The 19,103-nt window shown below is 62.6% G+C and carries 22 protein-coding genes, 2 tRNA genes and 1 pseudogene; 2 read left to right on the top strand and 23 right to left on the bottom strand.

The window, feature by feature from the left end; translation table 11 throughout:
• Nucleotides 1–67: 67 nt before the first annotated feature.
• The 6 genes from DN611_RS00815 to DN611_RS00790 all read right to left on the bottom strand — a co-directional run bounded on the left by DN611_RS00815 (nucleotide 68) and on the right by DN611_RS00790 (nucleotide 4,143).
• Nucleotides 68–1,012: an IS3 family transposase gene (locus DN611_RS00815; protein ID WP_025544101.1), complete on the bottom strand. Its 945-nt coding sequence runs from the start codon at nucleotides 1,010–1,012 to the stop codon at nucleotides 68–70.
• A 2-nt stretch (nucleotides 1,013–1,014) separates the two neighbouring features.
• Nucleotides 1,015–1,434 carry an HTH domain-containing protein gene (locus tag DN611_RS00810; RefSeq protein WP_025544103.1) on the bottom strand — a complete coding sequence of 140 codons (420 nt, stop codon included), beginning with the start codon at nucleotides 1,432–1,434 and terminating at the stop codon, nucleotides 1,015–1,017.
• A gap of 231 nt (nucleotides 1,435–1,665) precedes the next feature.
• Nucleotides 1,666–1,741, bottom strand: a tRNA-Met gene (locus DN611_RS00805).
• A 13-nt stretch (nucleotides 1,742–1,754) separates the two neighbouring features.
• Nucleotides 1,755–1,841, bottom strand: a tRNA-Leu gene (locus DN611_RS00800).
• A gap of 302 nt (nucleotides 1,842–2,143) precedes the next feature.
• Nucleotides 2,144–3,208: a tRNA 2-thiouridine(34) synthase MnmA gene (gene mnmA, locus DN611_RS00795; RefSeq protein WP_119310424.1), complete on the bottom strand. Its 1,065-nt coding sequence runs from the start codon at nucleotides 3,206–3,208 to the stop codon at nucleotides 2,144–2,146.
• 122 nt (nucleotides 3,209–3,330) lie between these two features.
• Entirely contained in the window at nucleotides 3,331–4,143 is an 813-nt protein-coding gene (locus DN611_RS00790; protein ID WP_021748501.1) for a sensor histidine kinase, read from the bottom strand.
• Nucleotides 4,144–4,463: 320 nt separating this feature from the next.
• Between DN611_RS00790 and gap the strand changes: the two genes are divergently transcribed.
• The gene (gene gap, locus DN611_RS00785; RefSeq protein WP_021748499.1) at nucleotides 4,464–5,489 is read left to right on the top strand and encodes a type I glyceraldehyde-3-phosphate dehydrogenase; all 1,026 of its coding nucleotides are present in this window, start codon (nucleotides 4,464–4,466) and stop codon (nucleotides 5,487–5,489) included.
• Between the two features lie 149 nt (nucleotides 5,490–5,638).
• Nucleotides 5,639–5,980 carry a helix-turn-helix domain-containing protein gene (locus DN611_RS00780; RefSeq protein WP_119310423.1) on the top strand — a complete coding sequence of 114 codons (342 nt, stop codon included), beginning with the start codon at nucleotides 5,639–5,641 and terminating at the stop codon, nucleotides 5,978–5,980.
• An 86-nt stretch (nucleotides 5,981–6,066) separates the two neighbouring features.
• Here the strand turns inward: DN611_RS00780 and DN611_RS00775 are convergent, their stop codons facing one another.
• The 17 genes and pseudogenes from DN611_RS00775 to dtd form a co-directional block, all read right to left on the bottom strand.
• Nucleotides 6,067–6,810, bottom strand: coding sequence for a PIN domain-containing protein (locus tag DN611_RS00775; RefSeq protein ID WP_119310422.1), 744 nt, complete (start codon nucleotides 6,808–6,810; stop codon nucleotides 6,067–6,069).
• 166 nt (nucleotides 6,811–6,976) lie between these two features.
• Nucleotides 6,977–7,525: a ribosome hibernation-promoting factor, HPF/YfiA family gene (gene hpf / locus DN611_RS00770; RefSeq protein ID WP_119310421.1), complete on the bottom strand. Its 549-nt coding sequence runs from the start codon at nucleotides 7,523–7,525 to the stop codon at nucleotides 6,977–6,979.
• Between the two features lie 312 nt (nucleotides 7,526–7,837).
• Nucleotides 7,838–8,302, bottom strand: coding sequence for a S1 RNA-binding domain-containing protein (locus DN611_RS00765; protein ID WP_119310420.1), 465 nt, complete (start codon nucleotides 8,300–8,302; stop codon nucleotides 7,838–7,840).
• 123 nt (nucleotides 8,303–8,425) lie between these two features.
• On the bottom strand, nucleotides 8,426–8,725 hold the full coding sequence (locus DN611_RS00760) for an FtsB family cell division protein (protein ID WP_021748472.1): 300 nt from the start codon (nucleotides 8,723–8,725) through the stop codon (nucleotides 8,426–8,428).
• 256 nt (nucleotides 8,726–8,981) lie between these two features.
• A pseudogene (gene yabQ, locus DN611_RS17205) lies at nucleotides 8,982–9,131 on the bottom strand (spore cortex biosynthesis protein YabQ); the annotation flags it as partial.
• A gap of 63 nt (nucleotides 9,132–9,194) precedes the next feature.
• Nucleotides 9,195–9,479 carry a YabP/YqfC family sporulation protein gene (locus tag DN611_RS00750; RefSeq protein WP_021748470.1) on the bottom strand — a complete coding sequence of 95 codons (285 nt, stop codon included), beginning with the start codon at nucleotides 9,477–9,479 and terminating at the stop codon, nucleotides 9,195–9,197.
• A gap of 58 nt (nucleotides 9,480–9,537) precedes the next feature.
• Nucleotides 9,538–9,783 (bottom strand): RNA-binding S4 domain-containing protein, encoded by a 246-nt coding sequence (locus tag DN611_RS00745; protein ID WP_025545076.1) that lies wholly within the window; start codon nucleotides 9,781–9,783, stop codon nucleotides 9,538–9,540.
• A gap of 74 nt (nucleotides 9,784–9,857) precedes the next feature.
• On the bottom strand, nucleotides 9,858–10,133 hold the full coding sequence (locus tag DN611_RS00740; RefSeq protein ID WP_021748468.1) for an HU family DNA-binding protein: 276 nt from the start codon (nucleotides 10,131–10,133) through the stop codon (nucleotides 9,858–9,860).
• Between the two features lie 76 nt (nucleotides 10,134–10,209).
• Entirely contained in the window at nucleotides 10,210–11,016 is an 807-nt protein-coding gene (gene mazG / locus DN611_RS00735; RefSeq protein WP_021748467.1) for a nucleoside triphosphate pyrophosphohydrolase, read from the bottom strand.
• 102 nt (nucleotides 11,017–11,118) lie between these two features.
• A complete protein-coding gene (locus DN611_RS00730) occupies nucleotides 11,119–12,783 on the bottom strand; it encodes a putative polysaccharide biosynthesis protein (protein ID WP_119310419.1) in 1,665 nt (554 codons plus the stop codon).
• 82 nt (nucleotides 12,784–12,865) lie between these two features.
• Entirely contained in the window at nucleotides 12,866–13,690 is an 825-nt protein-coding gene (locus tag DN611_RS00725) for a purine-nucleoside phosphorylase (protein WP_119310418.1), read from the bottom strand.
• 14 nt (nucleotides 13,691–13,704) lie between these two features.
• Nucleotides 13,705–14,097 (bottom strand): zinc ribbon domain-containing protein, encoded by a 393-nt coding sequence (locus DN611_RS00720; protein WP_021748464.1) that lies wholly within the window; start codon nucleotides 14,095–14,097, stop codon nucleotides 13,705–13,707.
• Nucleotides 14,098–14,145: 48 nt separating this feature from the next.
• On the bottom strand, nucleotides 14,146–15,078 hold the full coding sequence (locus DN611_RS00715) for a uridine kinase family protein (RefSeq protein WP_025545074.1): 933 nt from the start codon (nucleotides 15,076–15,078) through the stop codon (nucleotides 14,146–14,148).
• A gap of 13 nt (nucleotides 15,079–15,091) precedes the next feature.
• Nucleotides 15,092–16,561, bottom strand: a complete 1,470-nt coding sequence (gene hemZ, locus DN611_RS00710) for a coproporphyrinogen dehydrogenase HemZ (RefSeq protein ID WP_119310417.1) — start codon at nucleotides 16,559–16,561, stop codon at nucleotides 15,092–15,094.
• Between the two features lie 13 nt (nucleotides 16,562–16,574).
• Nucleotides 16,575–17,186, bottom strand: coding sequence for an MBL fold metallo-hydrolase (locus tag DN611_RS00705; protein WP_119310416.1), 612 nt, complete (start codon nucleotides 17,184–17,186; stop codon nucleotides 16,575–16,577).
• Between the two features lie 85 nt (nucleotides 17,187–17,271).
• Nucleotides 17,272–17,715 (bottom strand): ester cyclase, encoded by a 444-nt coding sequence (locus DN611_RS00700; protein ID WP_249390656.1) that lies wholly within the window; start codon nucleotides 17,713–17,715, stop codon nucleotides 17,272–17,274.
• Entirely contained in the window at nucleotides 17,712–18,158 is a 447-nt protein-coding gene (gene dtd / locus DN611_RS00695) for a D-aminoacyl-tRNA deacylase (RefSeq protein WP_021748459.1), read from the bottom strand. Before dtd ends, DN611_RS00700 begins: the two co-directional genes overlap by 4 nt.
• Nucleotides 18,159–19,103 lie beyond the last annotated feature (945 nt).

Raw genomic sequence — 19,103 nt, 5'->3', positions numbered from 1 at the left:
CCTTGGCGCAGAAGGGCTGCGCCAAGGCACGTTTTTTGCTAAAGTGCTCCCCAAGTCAAGGACAAAATCATTTGACCCATTGCGGCAGCATTCCGGCGGGGTGCTCACCTGTGGAGATGTACTCGTAAAATTCGTTTGGGGACAGCTTCGCCAAGTCCCACTGGCAGCGGTCCTGGTTGTAATAATCCATCCAGCGGTCAATGGATGCCTTCGCATCCGCAAAGGATGTCCAACCGGGGATCTCACCGGCCAGCTCGTCTTTCATGTGCCCGAAAAAGCTCTCCTGGGGTGCGTTGTCCCAGCAGTTGCCCCTGCGGGACATGGAGCGCCGCAGCTCCCGGCTCTCCACCAGTTGAATGAATTTCAAGCTGGTGTAGTGGGTGCCCTGGTCACTGTGGATCACAGTCTCTTTGTTCAGCGAGGTGCCGTAGTTCTGCACCAGCCGCTCCACCATCTCCAGAACGAAATCCACTTCCAGAGATTCGCTCACGGCATAGGATAAGACCTGTTTCGTGCAGGCGTCCAGGATCGTGGACAGATAGCAGAACTTCCCATTCAAAGGGATATAGGTAATATCCGTCAGGAGGATGGCCCTGGGACCGCGTGATTCAAATTCCCGGTTCACCAGATTCTCCGCGGTGCTGCCCATCCGGATAGACCTCTGTAATCTGCGGTAGGGATTCGGCTTCCGAATGGGGCAGGTGAGACGGTACTTCCGCATGAGCCGGCGGATTTTCTTCACATTCATCCGCACGCCCATGTGCAGCAGCCGCATGTGGATGCCCCGGGCGCCCTTTGCGTAGCTGCGGAACCGGTACGCCTCTAAAATCCACTCAAAATCTGCCCGGTCCCTCTGCTCCCTCGTTTCCCTGGCTCGTTCGGAACGCACCCAGTTGTAATAGCCGGAGCGGGACACACCGGCCAATTCGCACAGCTCTTTCACGGTGAGGATGTTCTTCCGGTCCGCCAACGCCTCCTGGATGGCCGCGAACCGTTCTCCGGCACTGTCCATGACTACTGTTCCGGCTTGTCGTGCAGCCGCATGACTTTTTTTAAAAACGCCATCTGCTGCTGGAGGCACAGGATCTCCCGCCGCATCCGTCTGGCAGCTTCGACAGACGGGGAGTCCGCCGATGTTGTCTCCTTCTGCAGGCGCACGCCGCCCCGGGTGCCCTCACGAAGCCCTTCCAGAGACTTGGCTTCCCGCCGAATGCGCTTGGTGGTGTTGTGGACCCGCTCGAAGCCCAGGACTTCCGTGTTATAGCCCAGCTTGCGGAAGGCGGCCGGTCCGGTGTACCCTTGCAGGCTCAAGGCCCAGAACGCCTCCTTGAAGGCGAGGGTGTAGGAGATCGTGTCCGCTGTCACGCACCGTGTGTACGGGTTTGCCCGTAGATGCCGGATCTCCTCCGGCGTGAATTGTTTTTTTGTGCTCATGCAGCACCTCCATCTGGTGATCTTATTTTATCACAGATGAGGTGCCTCTGACCCTATGGGTCAAATGCGTGTCCACTAAACGGGGCCGTGGGTCAAATCCATCGTGTCCATTTTCTTGGGTACAGTTTAGCTCCCGTTGGGGTCAGCGTTTGGGTCAGAAAAAATGGGAAGTAAGTTATTGGGCACAAAAGTGCGGAAAAAGTCCTGATTTCGCAAGAAATCAGGACTTTCTGGTTGCGGAGACAGGACTCGAACCTGCGACCTCCGGGTTATGAGCCCGACGAGCTACCAACTGCTCTACCCCGCGATATTCTGTTCTGTGGTGCCGGTGACCGGACTCGAACCGGTACAGTATCGCTACCGGGGGATTTTAAGTCCCCTGTGTCTACCAATTCCACCACACCGGCAGCTGTCGGCAATGATTAGAATACCATACTCTCCAGTCATTGTCAAGCACGGGCAAGGAAAACCTTTCAAATTTTTTCGACAACTCCCGTTGCAAAAAGTCCAGACAGGTGCCCGTTTCCGTGCAATTTTCCGCCCGGAGGCGCATATACTGGCTGAGAACCCAAATGCAAAGGAGGAAATAAAATGATGAGACACCAGACGATCAGCGGCGGGGATGTGGATGACCTGATCTTTCAGGACAGCTGGACCACCAGTCAGCGATAAGAACTGCAGGACGCCGCTTTCGCGGCGTCCTTTTGCGTCACGGACAGATGGTGCCCCCGCCCAGCACCAGATCTCCATCGTAGAACACCACCGCCTGCCCCGGGGTGACGGCCCGCTGAGGCTCTGTGAACACCATGCGGATGCGGCCGCCGGGCAGCGGTTCCACTGTGGCGGCAGCTTCCCGCTGGCTGTACCGGGTCTTGGCGGTGACGGACAGGGGGCGGTCCGGCTCCGGTACGGAGAGCCAGTTCACCCGCTCCGCCGTCAGCTCCCGGGTGTAGAGGCGGTTGTCCTCCCCTAGGATCACGGCATTCCGGTCCGGGTCCTTCCCCAGCACGTACTGCGGCGCGTTGGCGCTGACGCCCAGCCCTTTCCGCTGGCCGATGGTATAGCATTCCATTCCCCTGTGGCGGCCCAGCACACGGCCTTCTGAGTCCAGGAAGTCACCGGGGACGGGCTCCACGCCGCCATACTGCCGCAAAAACGACACATAGTCCCCATCCGGCACAAAGCAGATGTCCTGGCTGTCGGCCTTCTGGGCGTTGGACAGGCCGTTGGCGGCCGCCAGGGCCCGCAGGGCAGGCTTTTCATAGTCTCCCACCGGCAGCAGCAGATGGGCCAGCTGGTGCTGGGTCAACTGATAGAGGAAGTACGTCTGGTCCTTCCGTCGATCCGCGCCCCGCAGCAGCTGCCAGCGGCCGGAGGGCGTATCGAGGCGGACTCTGGCGTAATGGCCGGTGGCCATGGCGTCCGCGCCCTGGTCCAGCGCCCAGTCCAGCAGGGCGCCGAACTTGATCTCCCGGTTGCAGTCAATGCAGGGATTGGGTGTGCGGCCGTGGGTGTAGGCCCACACAAACCGGTCCATGACCCGCTCGCGGAACAGATCGCACAGGTCCAGCACCACATGGGGAATCCCCATGCCGGCGGCCACGGCGCGGGCTGTCTCGATATCATCCGCAGAGCCGCACAGGCCCGGGCGGTCCTTATAGGGATGCAGGCGCAGCGTCACGCCGGTGACATTATAGCCGGCCTGCCGCAGCAGCAGCGCCGCTGCGGCGCTGTCCACGCCGCCGCTCATGGCCACAAATACACGCTGGGACATAAATGGGTTCCTCCTGAAAAGGCCGACGGAGCGCCGGTCGTGTGATAGGGCTATTGTAGCCGATTTCCGGAAAAAAGGAAAGCCGCTTCTGCGAAAAAAACCGACCCCAGCCGGAGCCAGGGTCAGTCCAGATGGCGCTGGGAGAAAGCCTGGGGGGGCAAGGCGTCCGCCAGGGCCAGGAGGAGCGGATTGAAGCCGCCGTTGTAATCGAACTTCACGTCCGACACGTCCGCAGTCCCGCATCGCCGGTCCGGCAACGACAGGGTGAAGCGGGACCCCTGCCCCGGCCGGGACTCGGCAATCATGGTGCCGCCGTGGCGCTCTGCGATGTGCTGGCAGATAGGCAGTCCCAGGCCCAGGCCGTGGGGCTGGGGCGCCATCGCATCGTCGTGAAGGTAGCGGTCGAACAGGAAGGGGATCTGGTCCTCCTGGATACCGCAGCCGGTGTCGGACACGGACAGGCGGACCCATCGGTTGATGAATTTCAGCTCCACGGTCACCGCGCCTCCGGCGGGGGTAAACTTCAGGGCATTGGAGAGCAACTGGTAGAGCAGCAGCTCGATGGAGGGCTGGTGAAAAGCGCAGGTGTGGCAGTCCGCAGCGCTCCGGAATTCCAGCTGGACCTTTTTGAGCGCAAACAGACCCTGAGCCCCGGCACAGACCGCACGGACCGTCTCCGTCAAATCCCGGTCCCGGACGGGGAGGGGCGCGTCCTGCCCCAGCTCTCCCGCCGCCGTCAGATTGTTCACCAGCCGCAGCAGGCGGTAGTAGCTCTGATCCAGCAGGGAAGCTGTGGAATCCAGCGCCGGATCCCCCTCCCGCCGGATGGCAGGCGCCAGCTGGGCGGCCGCCAAGTGCAGGTTTCCCAACACGCTGCGCAACTGGGCGGCGATGTTGGGGAACACAACGGAGAAGTCAAATTGCTCTGCTTCCATAGGCGCATCCTTTCAGCTGGGATTCTCTCTTGTAGCATATACGGGGAGGGGCTTTCAAACCGTGGAAAAGCCTGCCTCGAACACCAATAGGATAGCAAAAAAGGGATGCAAAGACAAGGTCTTTGTCGAAAAAGGGGGAAAATTGTCGAAGTCCGGCAGACACGGCCGAACAGAAGTCCAGTCTGTGCAAAACGGACAACAAATCTTGCGTTTTATATGCGCAATTTTACGCAAAATTGCGGTGACATTTTCCGGTAATATGGTATAATGAGGACAACATCCGCTGCGGCGGAATACGGAATACAGGAAGGAATGGGAACATGGCGATCAAAGTGGGAATCAACGGATTTGGCCGGATCGGCCGCGTGGCACTGCGGATCATGGTGGAGCGCGGCAGCGCCACCTATCAGATGTGCGGCATCAACCTGCGGAACGCGGACCTGGACTACATGGTCTATCAGGTGAAGTACGACTCCGTGTTCAAGACCTTTCAGGGCACGGTGGAGCGGGACGACCGTCACCTGATTATCAACGGCAAGAAGATCCGGGTTTACAGTGAAGACGACGCCGCCAACATCCCCTGGGACGACTGCGGCGCCGAGTACATCATCGAGTCCACGGGCGCCTACTGCACCACGGAAAAGGCCTCCGCCCACTTCCGGCACGGGGCGAAAAAGGTCATCATCTCCGCCCCGGCCAAGGACGACATCACGCCCACCTTTGTCATGGGAGTGAACCACAAGCGGTACACCCCGGAGATGGACGTGGTCTCCAACGCCTCCTGCACCACCAACTGCCTGGCCCCCATGACTAAGGTCATCAACGACACCTTCGGCATCGAGCAGGCGCTGATGTCCACCATCCACGCCGCCACCGCCAAGCAGAAGGCTGTGGACGCCCGGGCGGGCCGGGACTGGCGTACCGGCCGCAGCGTCCTGGGCAACATCATTCCCTCCACCACCGGCGCGGCCAAGGCGGTGGGCGTGGTAATTCCGGAGCTGAAGGGTAAAATGACCGGCATGAGCTTCCGGGTGCCCACCAACGACGTGTCCGTGGTGGACCTGACCGCCCGCCTCAAGCAGCCTGCCAGCTATCATGATGTGTGCGTGGCCATGGAAAACGCCGCCCAGAACAGCATGAAGGGCATCATCACCTGCACCAACGACCAGGTGGTGTCCTCCGACCTGACGGGGTTTTCAGAGACCTGCATCTTCGACGAGACCGCCGGCATCATGCTGGACAACAACTTTGTGAAGCTGATCGCCTGGTATGACAACGAGTGGGGCTACACCAACAAGATCCTGGATCTGATGGCCTACATGCATACAGCGGACCAGAGCCGGTAATACGCTTTTTAGGGCGCGGGCAGCTGCCTGCGTCCTATTTTTTTCATATTAACATAGTACTTTGTACGTTGTCAATAAAGTACTAGACTATATTTTTCTTTATTGGGAAATAGGGTACACTTTTCTCAAACAGCAGGAGCAGTGCTTTTATGAGAAAACGTGACCCAAACAGAATAGAGATGGGACGCCGCTTTCGGGAAGCCAGAGAGCGACTCAACTGGAGCAGAGAAGTGCTTGCCGAGCGGGCCGATCTATCTGTGTCCTTTATTGCGGATTTGGAGCTGGGAAACACCGGCACCCGGCTGGAGAACTTTATCCGCCTGTGCCGCCTGCTGGATTTGAACGCCGACTATGTGCTCTTCGGCGCGCCCGGGGACGCTGTGCAGCGGATCACGGATCTGCTGCGGGACCGGGACGAAGAGACGGTCCGGGTGGTGGAGCGGACCGTGGAGGCCCTGCTGCGGGCCCTGGACGAACAGCAGACAACGTGACAGACGGCGCCCGGCCAGACTGGCCGGGCGCCGTGTTGCCCACTGTGGCGGATTCAAAGAGGCCGCGCCAAAGGCGCGGCCTCTTGTCATGCTTTTTCTGCCTTGGACCGCTCCGCCCGCTTCCGGCGGCGGCTGGCACCGCTGCGGCGGGATCTGGCGGCCGGGGCGGCAGGCTCCGCCGTCCCGGCAGGCTCCTCCGCATCCTGTGGGGCGCTCTGGGCCGGGGCGGGCTCGGCGGTCTCCGCCGGCTTCGCCGCCGCGCGGCTGCGCCGCTTTCCGGGCTTGGACGCCGCCTTGTTTTCCGGCGCGGGGGAGGGGGCCGCCGCCTCCTGGACCGGAGGCGGGGTGAGCAGGGCCTCCAGATGCTCATAGGCCAGCTGACCCTGCACGGGGCCGTACTGCCGGGCCAGGGCGGCGGCCAGCTCCTCCCGAGTGCCTGCCCGCAGCAGGAACGCCGCCTGGAGACAGTCCTGAATGGAGGGGCGCAGAGCCACCTCCCGGAACGTGGAGGCGTATCGTGCGTGGAGGGCACTCATGGCGGCCTCATATCCCTTGTCCTGGCTGATGACATAGGCGAAATCCGCCTCTCCTCTTCCCACCAGGACGCCCAGCTCCGTGATGATCTGGAAGTCCAGGGAGTTCTTGCCTCCCTTCACGCTCTCCAGATACTGCACCTGGGCCTTTGTGCCGGCGCACAGCTTTTTCACGTTGGCCAGGGTCTGCCCCTTGCCGAAAAAGACCAGGACGGTGTCCTCGGCAGTCAGCAGGTCGATACCCTGGAGCCCGGTGCCAATGTTGTTGTCGCCGTCCACCAAAAAAATCATCTTCATCAAATTGTTCTTTCTTTCCTCGTATTTTGACCCATAGCGGGGATTTGCCGGTATCAGTATAGCAGAAGATGCCGAAAAGGACAAGAGGCATTGCGCGCCATCTCCGGGGCGGAGCGAAAAAGGGCGGAGCCGCTGACGCGGCTCCGCCCTGTCTGCCAGGTACGGGTCACTCCTCTTCATCCGTGACGATCAGGCCGTATCCGCCATTTTTCCGGCGGTAGACGATAGATAGGCCGTCATCCTCACTGCTGCGGAACACGAAAAAACTGTGGTCCAGCAGGTTCATCTGCAGGATGGCCTCCTCCGGACTCATGGGCTTCACGGAGAAGCGCTTGGTACGGACGATGGGGAACTCCTTCTCCTCAGCCACCTCAAAGTCGTCCGCCGGGGCGGGCGGGGGGAAGCCCTCAGTCCGCAGGCGCTTGGCCAGGCGGGTCTTGTTCTTCAGAATCTGCCGCTCGATATATCCCACAGCGGCGTCAATGGCGCCGCGCATATCTCCGTCAGGAGCCTCCGTCTGTGCCCGCAGCAACGTGGTGCCGCCGCGGATCGTGATCTCCACCGAGCACAGATGGTCCTTCTCCACAGAGAAAGTGACAAACGCGGTGGTATCCTCCTCCCGGAAGTATCGCTCCAGCTTGGAGATCTTCTTCTGGGCATATTCCTTGATGGAATCATTCAGCGGGACTCTCTTGCAGGCAAAGGTATACTTCATAGGGATCGCTCCTTTCGTGTGGGAGAGATCGGGGATCTCTCCCCTTTTTATTAATATAGCACAAATCTTTCCATTTGAAAAGGGGCGAGCCGGTGAAATTCACAAATTGTTCAGAGCCCGCAGCGATCCGACAAAAGAGGAGCCGATCCGACAAAAGCTCCTATTTACAAGGGATGCAGGGCGGGTGTATGATAATCCCGGAAGCTTTCCAATATCCCACCCGCTTGGGCCGCGCAGCGTGAAACCGCTGGGCGGCCCTTTTTTATCCGGCGGACATGAAAAAGGCGCGCGGCATTGCCGCGCGCCCTGGTGTTATCTGCGCCGCCGGCCGCCGCCCCGCCGCCCGTCCAGGCTGCGGTTCAGGTCGGCCATCTTCCCCTCAGAGGAGGAGAGGAACTGCTTCAGCTTGTCCTCAAAGGACTGGTCGCCGGAGGGGGGCAGCGGCTGCTGCGCCCGGGCGGCGGGCCGGGCCTGGGCCACGGGACGGGACGTCCCCGCCGGGTGGCTGCCGCTGGGCCGGGGACTGCGGGCGGGCCGCTCCGGCCTGGGGAGCGTCCGCTTGATGGAGAGATTGACCTTTCCATTCTCCGTGGAGAGCACCAGGACCTTGACGGCCTGCCCCTCCTGCAGGTAGTCATGTACGTCGTTGACAAACGTGTTGGCGATCTCGGAGATGTGGACCAGGCCGGACTTCCCATTGTCCAGGGCCACGAACGCGCCGAATTTGGTGATGGAGGTCACCTTTCCTTCCAAAATGCTCCCTACCTGAAGCTCCATATAGTGTACTGTTTCTCCTTCCGGATGGTTTTCCCGCTCCCGTGGAAGCGGGTCGTATCAAAAAAGACCGGCTCCCGGCACAAGCGGGGGAGGCGCTCCGCCTCCCTCGTCGCCCGGCTCCGGTCAGTTGCCCACAGAAAACACACGCTGATTGGGGGAGATCAGCCCCAGCTCTTCCTGCGCGATCTCCTTCATCTTATCCTCGGTGGCGCCCTCGGCGATGTCCGCGGCCAGGGCGGCGTTTTCCTGCTCCTGGGCCTGGACCTGGGCCGTCAGGGCGTCCCGCTGGGCCTGGGCGTCCTGCACCTGGCTGTGGAGGCTGCGTAGCTGCAGTCCGATCGCCGCCAGAATCACCAGGATCAGAAGCTTGGTGAGGACGCTTCCTCTGGACCGCTTCTTTGGCTGCCGTCCTGCTCTTGCCATGCCGCCCGCCTCCTTTGTAAAGCCTTCTGCCGTGCTTGGTGTTTTTTATTGTATAACATTTGCGAATAAAATAAAAGAGATTTTTTTCCCATCTGCCAATTTTTTTACACAAATTTTCCGCTCCCCGCAGGGGAATGGCGGTCAGATGCAGCAAAAATGCCAGGGTATCCACCCAAAAATCCCACACCGGCCGCAAAAACGGGGAGAAGGCGGTGAAAAACAGCACACCGCCGCCCACCGCCCCCAGCAGCAGATACAGCCGCAGCTGCCCCTGCGCCCGGCGGAGCATGAAGAGGAAGACCGCCAAGCCCGCGGCCATGCAGTACAGGATGTCCAGCGCCGACGTCAGGCGGGGCAGCCGCAGGCGGAAGGCCCGCAGCAGGTCATACAGCAGCGCCGCAGCCATGCCCAGCAGGATCGCCTGACAGAAGAGCAGGAGCGGCTGGGAGAGAGCAGGGGCCATGGCGCCTCACCCGAACAGCCGGTGGAAAAGGCCCCCCCGCTCCTGACCGCCGTCCTCATAGGAGACGGAATCGATCCGGCCGTCCACATGGAGCTCGCCCCCGTCCAGGGACAGCTTGCCGATGTGCAGGTCCTCTCCGGTAATGACCAGCGTTCCCACGCTGGTGGACATGATGATGCCGGTCTCGTCGAACCGCTCCACGTCCTCCACTCCGGAGACCGTGAGCCGCTCCCGGCCGATCAGCTCCAGACGGTGGCCCGCCTGGGACATGGCGTTGTTGTAGTCGTTCATTCCGCGTCCCTCCCTGTCCCAACTATATGGGAGGGGCGGGGAGAATATGCGTCCGGCCTTACCGGCCGATCTCCCGGTACAGCGTGCCGGCGTCCGCCTGGCGCACCGTCTCCTGGACGTCCAGCACCTCCACCGTTACGATGCGCTGGCCGAAGCGCAGGGAAATCTGGTCCCCCACCTTCACGTCGTAGGAGGCCCGGGCAGGCTTGCCGTTGACGGTGACCAGGCCGTTGTCACAGGCCTCGTTGGCCACAGTCCGCCGCTTGATGAGGCGGGAGACTTTGAGATATTTATCCAAACGCATGGGCGGCTCCTTTCTCATGGGAAACGGGACTGCCGGCACCACAGCACCGGCAGTCCCGAAATCACAGGGTCAGATCACTTCGCCACGGCGTCCTTCAGGGCCTTGCCGGCCTTGAACACGGGCACTACAGAAGCGGGGATCTCAATGGACTCCTTGGTCTTGGGGTTGCGGCCCACGCGGGCGGCACGCTTCTTGACCTCGAAGGATCCAAAGCCCACCAGCTGCACCTTGTCGCCGTCTTTCAGGGCGGCAGTGATGGCGTCAAACGTGGCGGACACAACAGCCTCGGCCTCCTTCTTGGAAACGTCGGCAGAAGCGGCGACAGAATTGATGAGTTCAGCTTTGTTCATGGATGTTATCCTCCTATACAATGTGTGATGCGCTTGCTAGATGATTTATTCCTAACGCAGGCAGGCGCGCCCGCGATTAAGACGGATCGTGGGATTTTGCATCGTTCCAGAGGGCCAGCAGCTCCGCCTCACCGCACTCCGGCAGAGGCTTGTCCGCGGCCTCTTCCACCGCGCGGAAGCGGCGGTCAAACTTGTCGCAGGCCCGGTGGAGGGCGTCCTCCGGGTCCACGCCCGACATCTGGGCGATTTTGGCGGCCATAAACAGCGTGTCGCCCAGCTCCTCCCGGATGCCGTGGGGCGCGTCGGCGGCCTGACCGGCCTCCAGGGCGGCCCGGAGCTCCCGGACCTCCTCTTCCAGCTTGTCCAGTGCCTGGAGAGAGCTTGTCCAGTCAAAGCCGGCCTTGGCGGTCTTGGACTGAATCTTTTCCGCCCGCCACAGGGCAGGCAGCGTGTGGGGCACGGCCTCCACTGCGTCCGCCGTGGACCGCTGGCCCTTCTCCCGGCGCTTCAGCACGTCCCAGTTGGCCAGGACCTGCTGGGAGGTATCCGCCTGCACGTCCCCAAAGACATGGGGATGGCGGTACACCAGCTTCCGGGCCACGCCGTCCACCACATTTGCCATGGTGAAGCGGCCCCGCTCCGCCTCGATTTGGGCATGGAAGGCCACCTGCATCAACACGTCGCCCAGCTCCTCGCACATGCCGCTGGCGTCGTCGTGGTCGATGGCGTCCAGAACCTCATAGGTCTCCTCCAGGAAGTTCCGGCGGATGGAGCTGTGGGTCTGCTCCCGGTCCCAGGGGCAGCCCCCGGGAGCCCGCAGCAGCCGCATGATCTCCAGAAAATCCTCGTAGCTGTAAAAATCCTTACGCTGAAACTCTACCATAAGATGCCTGCCTTTGCAAGAAAAATTCACGGGAAACCCCTGATTTTTCAAGGAATTTTAGCGGATCGCCCCCTTGGGAAGGGGGCGCGGCCGCCCGGTTTCTCATTTTAAGTGCAGAAGTTTAATAAGCTTTTCCCCGCGGGGAATGGACCGCACATCCTCCGCCCGCAGGATCCGCAGAGCGATCACCAGCACACCGTAGACGATCACGCCGGCCAGGATGCCCAGCAGGACACAGGCGGCGTTGGCCAGATATACAGACCAGAGCTGGATCTTATCCGGATCCGCAAACATCTGCTGTGCCAAGGCGAGGAAAGCCCCATCCAGCACCCGGCTGGCCAGGCCATAGACCGCCCAGGCCGCGCCGCCCATGAGCAGGGAAGCGGCCACGGGCTTTGCGAAAACTTCGAGATACCGTGGCTTCTGGGGCGAGTATTTCCACACGAAGAACAGATTCAGTACCACGATCACCAGATAGCAGCATAGCGTGGAGATGGGTGCGCCGTGGATGTTGATGTCCGGATTCCCCACCAGGAAATAGTTCATGATGATCTTGACGATGCCGCCGACGATCACGGTGAAGATGGGCAGCTTCTCCTTGCCGTAGGTCTGCAGGATAGCGTTGGTCAGGATCATCAGGCAGATGAAGATGAGGGCGATGCCCAGCACCTGAAGATGGGGGCCCGCCGCCAGGGCATCCTCCCGCTGGGCCGGCAGCACCAGGACCATGATGGGCGTGGAGAGGACACTGAGGCCGATGCCCGCCGGCAGGGCCAGAATGGCGATGATGCGGAAGGCGGAGGAGATGATCCGGTCCGCTCCGGCATGGTCCTGCCGGGCCAGCGCCGCCGCCGCGAATGGAATCAAGCTCATGGTCACCGGGTACACGAAGGAGGCCACCATGTTGGGCATATCCATGGCCATGCTGTACTGGCCGTTCAGGGCAGCGGCCGATTCCTCCGACAGCAGCAGGGCGTTCTGCAGCTGGCCCATGACGATCTTGGTGTCGATGATGTTCAGGATGCTCATTGCGGAGTTGCTGAGGGTGATGGGGATGCCAATGGCCAGGATCTGCCGGATCAGATGGCTGCTGCCGGAGGGGACATCCAGGGACTGTGTCCGATTCCGGTGCTTCGTCAAATATCCCACCAAAAACAGCATGGAGACCGCCGTGCCCGCCGTGACGCCCAGGATGGCCGCGGCGGCGCCCATCTCCAGGCTCATGCCGATGCGCAGTACATACCACGCCAGCGGCAGACCGATGGCCAGTTTCAAAAGCGCCTCCAGTACCTGGGAAACCGCCGTAGGCGTCATGTTGCCCTGGCCCTGGGTGTAGCCCCGCATGCAGGCCAGCAGGCACACGCAGAACACCGCCGGAGCCAGCGCCCGGATGGGCTGGGCCGCCAGGCTGTTCTCCAGAAACCCTGCCAAGCCCTCTGCCTGGAAGAACATAAACAGGGCGCCCACCGTGCCCAGGACGAAAAACAGCACGATGGCGGTTCGGAAGATCTTCCGCTTCTCGTTCTCCCGTCCCTGGGCATGGGCCTGGCTGGTCAGCTTGGAGATGGCCAGAGGCAGGCCCGCCGTGGAGAAGGTCAGCAGGAAATTGTAAATCTTATAGGCAGTGTCGAAATACGTCTTGCCGGGGCCGCCCAGGATGTTGTTCAGGGGGACTTTGTAGAAGAACCCGATAAATTTCACCACAACGACAGCTGCGGCCAGGATGGCGGCGCCGCCCAGGAAGGATTGCTTTTTTTGATTAGACATGAAGCGATTACCTCAAATTACAACAGAGAACTAGGGCGGCGGAATCTGCTGCCCCTATGAGCCTATGGCCTGCCGCTGCCGTTTATAACCGGGCCAGACACGCCTTTACCAGGGCAGAGAACCGGGGCCCCGCCGTGGCGGCGGCGGCAAGCACCTCGTCGGAGGAAAGAGGCTGGTCCAGCACCCCGGCCCCCATATTGGTGCAGAGCGTGAAGCCCAGCACATCCATGCCGCAGTGGGCGGCCACAATGGCCTCCGGCACCGTGGACATGCCCACGGCGTCCGCGCCCAGCACCCGGGCGGCACGGACCTCCGCCGGCGTTTCGTACTGGGGGCCGGGGAAGTACATATAGACGCCCTGGCGCAGGGGGATGGACAGCTCCTCCGCGGCCTCCCGGGCGGTGTCCTGGAGTCGGGGCGTGTACACATGGCTCATGTCCGGGAACCGGGGGCCGAACTCCTCCAGATTGGGGCCGCAAAGGGGGCTGACACCGAAGAGTTTGATGTGGTCGGTAATCAGCATGATGTCCCCGGCGGAGAAGGCGGTGTTCACCGCGCCGGCAGCGTTGGTGACTACCAGCGTTTCCGCCCCCAGCAGCCGTAGCACCCGGACGGGATAGCTGACATCCTCAAAGGACCAGCCCTCATAGGTGTGGAGGCGGCCCTGCATCACCGCCACGTCCTGACCCGCCAGGCGGCCGAACACGAACCGGCCCGCGTGGTCCGGGGCGGTGGATCGCTTCATGTGGGGCACATCCTCATAGGGGACGGCAATGGGGGACTCCACTTCGTTGCCCAAAGAGCCCAGGCCGGAGCCCAAGATCAGCAGGCACCGGGGGCGGAACGCCCCCAGGCGGTCTCTCAGCGCCTGGGCGCTCTCCTGATATTGTGCGAATGTATATTCCATCTTACGCTTCCTCCTTACAGCTTTTGGCCGCATTCCCGGCAGAATACGTCGCCGCTCCGGGCGGCCGCCCCGCAGAAGGGGCACACCGCGCCGCCCTGGAGCCGAGCGATCTCCCGCTCCAGCCGGTCGATCTGCTGGCGGAGCCCGTCGATCTCCTGAAGCTTTGCCAGCAGTACCTCGGACTCCGTGAGGGTGCCGGTGTGGGTGGCGTAGATCATCTCCCCCACCTCCCGCAGGGCGGTGCTCACCGCTCCCTTCAGGTCCATGATCCGGATATTCAGCTTGGCCACGGACAGGAGCTCTCCCGCCCGCTTTCCCATGCCGTAGGCGGCATCCGCCGCACTGCCGCCCACCTGGGAGGCAGTGCGCTGCACCGCGTCCAGCAGTTCCTGCAACCGCTCATTCATGGCTTGTATGACCTCCAAAGAAAGATTGGGGCAGAGGGGCAGCCCCGCTCAGCTGGGATAGATGCTGCCGCCGATGAACTCCCGCACCAGGGAGCTGGGGGCGATGTTGGACTCCTCCATGATCTCGATCCGCTCAAATCCCCGGAGGATGTCGTCCGCGATCTCGTACTTGCCCTGGGGCAGCGCCTCCAGCAGGGGGACCACGAAGGGCTTCAGCACCGCCACCTCATCCGGCAGGGAGGAGTCGAACATCAAGTCCGCATTCTCCTTATAGGGGGAGATATACAGCTTTTCCCCCCGGCGGACATTGGGCCACATCTTCAGGGTGAAGTTGGCGTCGCTGCCCCGGAACTTGTAGTCCCGCACGATCCGGCGGCACAGGCGCAGCCAGGGGTGCTGGAACACCACGGCGCCGTCCTCGTCCACCACATTGGACCGGGCCGCGATATACAGCTTGAAGGCCTTGGGATTCTTGCCCACGATCACGTCGTTCAGGGCGTGGATGCCCTCAAAGATAGCCAGCTCGTCGGGCCCCAGCTTCAGCGGCTGAGACAGGATGTCGGAGCGCATCTGTCGGGCGAACTCGTACTTGGGCACGTGGATGGTCTCCCCCCGGTCCAGCATGGAGAAGTGTCGGTTCAGCAGCTCGATGTCGAGGCAGAAGGGAGACTCGTAGTCGATGGCGCCCTCCCGGTTCCGGGGCGCCGTCTCCGGGTCGATGGTGTTGAAGTAGTTGTCCATGGAGATGGTGTGGGTCTGGATGCCCATTTTCTCCAGCTGCTCTTCGATCTTCAATGCCGTGGTGGTCTTGCCGGAGCCGGAGGGGCCGGACAACAGGATGATGCGGGACTCCTTCCGGTGATCGGCAATCTTCTGGGCCGCCGTCTCCACTTTTTTGGCAAAGGCGGCGTCGCACGCCTCCGCAAAGCCCTTGGGGTCAGAGCGGACAGCGTCGTTGATCTCTTTCAGGGAATAGGCCATGGCGATGCTCCTTTCACAGTGCTTCATAAAAGGCGGCGAAGGCGGTCTGGTTGGCCTGCCACTTCTCCGGCCGCTGGATATACTCGGTGGGATATTTCACGTTGAACGCCCGCTGGATCTGGTTGGTGCCCGGCACCACCATCTTGGTGGACCCGGCGGCGCCGAAGGACAGGATGGAGCACAGCTCCGACATGATGTCCACGTTGTACCAGCACTCGCCGCCGCTGCGGCACCAGCCGATGTTCTCAAAGCTGCCGGACATGTACTTCTGCCGGTATAGGTAGTAGGGACGGTATCCGGCGGTCCGGAGGGTCGGAGAGGCGTAATCCAGCATCTCGGCCACCGTCTCCGCGCCGGGGATCCGCAGTCCCTCCGTCAGGATGCGGCTGCCCTTTTTCAGCGCCAGGGTGTGGACGGTGATATCGTCGGGGCCGTAGGTCAGGCACCGGTCCAGGGACCGGCGGAAGCCCTCCGCCGTATCCTCCGGGAGTCCGGCGATCAGGTCCATGTTCACGTGGGGGAAGCCGCACCGGGCCACCAGCCCCATGGCGCGGTCGATGTCCGCAGCCGTGTGACACCGGCCGATGGCCCGCAGCACGTTCTCTTCAAAGGTCTGGGGGTTCACCGAGACCCGGGTGACCCCGTGGGCGCGGAGCACCGCCAGCTTTTCCGCCGTGATGGTGTCCGGCCGGCCCGCCTCCACAGTGATCTCCTCACAGGCGGTACGGTCGAAGGAGGTCTCGAAAGCAGTGAGGACCCGGTCCATCTGCTCCGCCGTCAGGGTGGTGGGGGTGCCGCCGCCCATGTAGAAGGTCCGCACCCGCAGTCCCGCCCGGCGAACCATCTCGCCGCCGGCGGAGATCTCCCCACACAGGGCGTCCACATAAGGGGGCACCAGGGCAAAGCTCCGCTCCACCGACTGGCTGACAAAGGAGCAATAGGCGCACCGGGTTGGGCAGAAGGGAATGCCCACGTACACGTCAATGTCCCGCTTCTCCAGCCGCCGGGCGGCCTTGGCCGCGGTGGCGCCGGTCTCCAGGGCCAGGGCGGCCCGGGAGGGGGTGACGAAATAGTGCTCCTCCAAATACGCCCGGGCCTCTTCCGGGGACTTCCCGTCCTCCAGGGCCCAGGTCACCGGCTTGTCGGGCCGGACGCCGGTGAGCATTCCCCAGGGGGGCGTCACGCCGGTGACCGCCCGGGCCGCCAGGAAGAAGCAGGCGCCGACGGCGTGGCGGCGGAGGCCCTCCCGCTGGAAATCGCCGCCGGAGAGGGGCTCCTGATAGGTCTGCTCGGTGGTCTTGCCGCCCCGGCAGAGGGAGACCGCCACCCGGCAGAGGTCCCCCGTCTCCTCCAGCGAGATCACGGCCCAGCTGTCATCGCCTGGGGTGATCGGCTCGTAGACAGGCAGTTCCCCGGGGAACAGATTCATCAGGCTCTGCTCCACCACATACCGCTCGTCATGGCCGCGGAAAACCAGTTTCATGGGCGCGCCCTCCTCACTGCATGGCCTGGAGCAGATAGGGGTTCCAGCGCCGCTCCCGGTCCAGGGTGGATGCCTCCATGTGGCCGGGCAGGACCCGGAGGTCTCCCTCCAGCTGCCCCAGCCGCCGCAGAGAGTCCATCATCTTCTCCATGGACCCGCCGGGGAAGTCCGTCCGGCCGCAGGAGCCCGCAAAGAGCGTATCCCCGCAGAAGAGGGCGTCTTGGCACCGGAGGGTGACAGACCCCTCGCTGTGGCCGGGGGTGGCCAGAACGGTCACCGTCAGGCCGCCCACAGCCACCGTGTCCCCCTCGTCGTAGTCCCGCACGTCCCCGCTGAGGAGCGGGAACAGCTGCTGGGTGCAGGCATCGGCGTACACATCCCGGCGATTCAGATACACCGGGGTCTCCGGCCATTTGGCCTGGAGCTCTCCCACAGCGCCGGTGTGGTCGTAGTGGCCGTGGGTCAGCAGGATGGCGCAGGGCACACAGCCGGTTTCCGCCACCGCGGCGGCGATCCGCGCCCCATCCCCGCCGGGATCAATGACGGCGCAGGTCTTGGCATCCTCGTCGCAGAGGAGATAGCAGTTGGTGCCGATGGGGCCCACCTGCAAGCACTTGATCTTCATGGGAGACCTCCCTTGCCAAATGAAAATATCAGAGGCAGGCGGCGGAAATCCCGCCCGCCCATGTGTGGAATGGACAAATGCCCTGTCACTCCGCAGGGCGGATCATGCCCGCGTCCCACAGGGTCTCAAAGGTGTTCACAGCGCCGCCGTGCTCCACGATCTTTCCGCCCTCCACCCGGTCGATGTTCACGCCGGTGAAGATCAGGCGTTTTCCCGTGGGGACTGTTCCGGGCCAAGGGCCCAGGTGGGTCCCCTCCATAACACACTCGGAGACGACATACGGCGCGGCCCAGTGCTGGCGGAGGATGCGGACCGTGTAATCCGGATACGTCTCCCGCAGAGCCGCCAGATGCCGCACCATGCCGCCGGGACCCAGGGGAGTGGTCCACTCCCCCTGGCGGAGCACGCAGCCCTCCTCGACGAAGCGGGGCAGGTCCTCCAGACGGTGCTGGGAGACCACGGTCTCATAGAACGTCCGCACCAGCTCCGGCGGCGCCATTTCGCCGCCGCCCTGCGCCGCTTCCCTCATAAGGGCCGCTCTGTGTCGAAGAGGATGGTGACGGGGCCGTCGTTCCGGGAGTCCACCTGCATATCAGCGCCGAACTCCCCATGCTGAACGTCGAAGCCCCGCTCCCTGCAGTGAGCCATGAATCGCTCATACAGGGGGATGGCCGCGTCCGGCTTGGCGGCGCCGGTAAAGCCGGGGCGGCGGGAGGAGGTGTCCGCGTACAGGGTGAACTGGGACACCACCAGCAGGGCACCGCCTGTCTGCTCCAGATTCAGATTCATTTTGCCGTTTTCATCCTCAAAGACCCGCAGGTTGCAGATTTTCTCCGCCAGGCGGTCGGCGGTCTCCTCGGTGTCGTTGGGTCCCACGCCCAGCAGCACCAGGAAGCCACGGCCGATCCGGCCGTTGACGTTCCCGGCAATGGTTACGGAGGCACCAGCCACCCGTGTCACAACTGCACGCATACAATGGATTCCTTTCTATGGTTCACTCAAAATGGAAGGCTTCTATTTCTGCGGGGAATATCAGCCATGCTGACGGCCGTGCAGATGCGCCCCCATTCTCTTTTTGTCAGCGCCAAAAAGAGAACGCGCCGCGCCCGGTATAAGAGAAAAAGGCGCTTTGGCCGCAACTTTACACATGCGTGCAAAGTTGCTGTACGGGGGGCGGCGCGAGAGGGTGCCTGCGTGTTTGCGAGGGTCCCCCGACGGGCGCGGCGGGGTGCGGTGCAGACTTAGCGGCGGATTCCCGCGGCGTAGTGCGTCTTGGATTGGAGGACACGGGCGCATTTGAACCGCTCCTCTTTTCCTGTCTCGCGCTGCGGCGCTCCCCGTATTTCCGTCACCAGTGTTCTACTGGCTCCTCCTTCCGCGCGTTCCGCTTGCCCGCAGGGAGCACGCCGCATCCGTAAGACGGCAGAGCCACCAACAGCTGCGCAGTCGCTACGCGCTGCCTGGGCGGTTGTGGCGGCTTGTGCTGGCGGGCGGACAAGGGCGTCCGCCCCTACCGGGCTTGTGGCCTTCGTCACCCTCGCAAGGGCCGACACGCAGGTCGGCCCCCACAAAATGCGCAAGGCCGACGGTATCTCCGTAGGGGCCGATGCCTTTATCGGCCCGCTACGCCAGTTCCCCCGAGGGGCAGCCAGCGGCAGCGAAAAGAGAAGCAATTCCATGCGATAACCACCCCGACAAGGTTGGTACTCCCGCCATGGGACGGCAGTTAGGAAAATCGCAGAAGGCCCAAGCGTGCCCGAAGGCGGGCCAAAATCGGCGCTTGCACCGATACGTCGACCTCCGTCAGCGCGGAGGGCCACTGCACCGCAGCGCGCCACACACTTTTCTCTTTAGACCGTGCACGGCCCATTTCTCTTTTGGCAAGACCGAAAGGGGCCCCCGCCGCGCCCCGCGCGG

The organism is Oscillibacter sp. PEA192, assembly GCF_003574015.1.
GTDB lineage: Bacteria > Bacillota > Clostridia > Oscillospirales > Oscillospiraceae > Oscillibacter > Oscillibacter welbionis.
The sequence above is the reverse complement of the archived record's forward strand: the minus strand, read 5'-3'. Positions and strand labels throughout refer to the sequence as shown.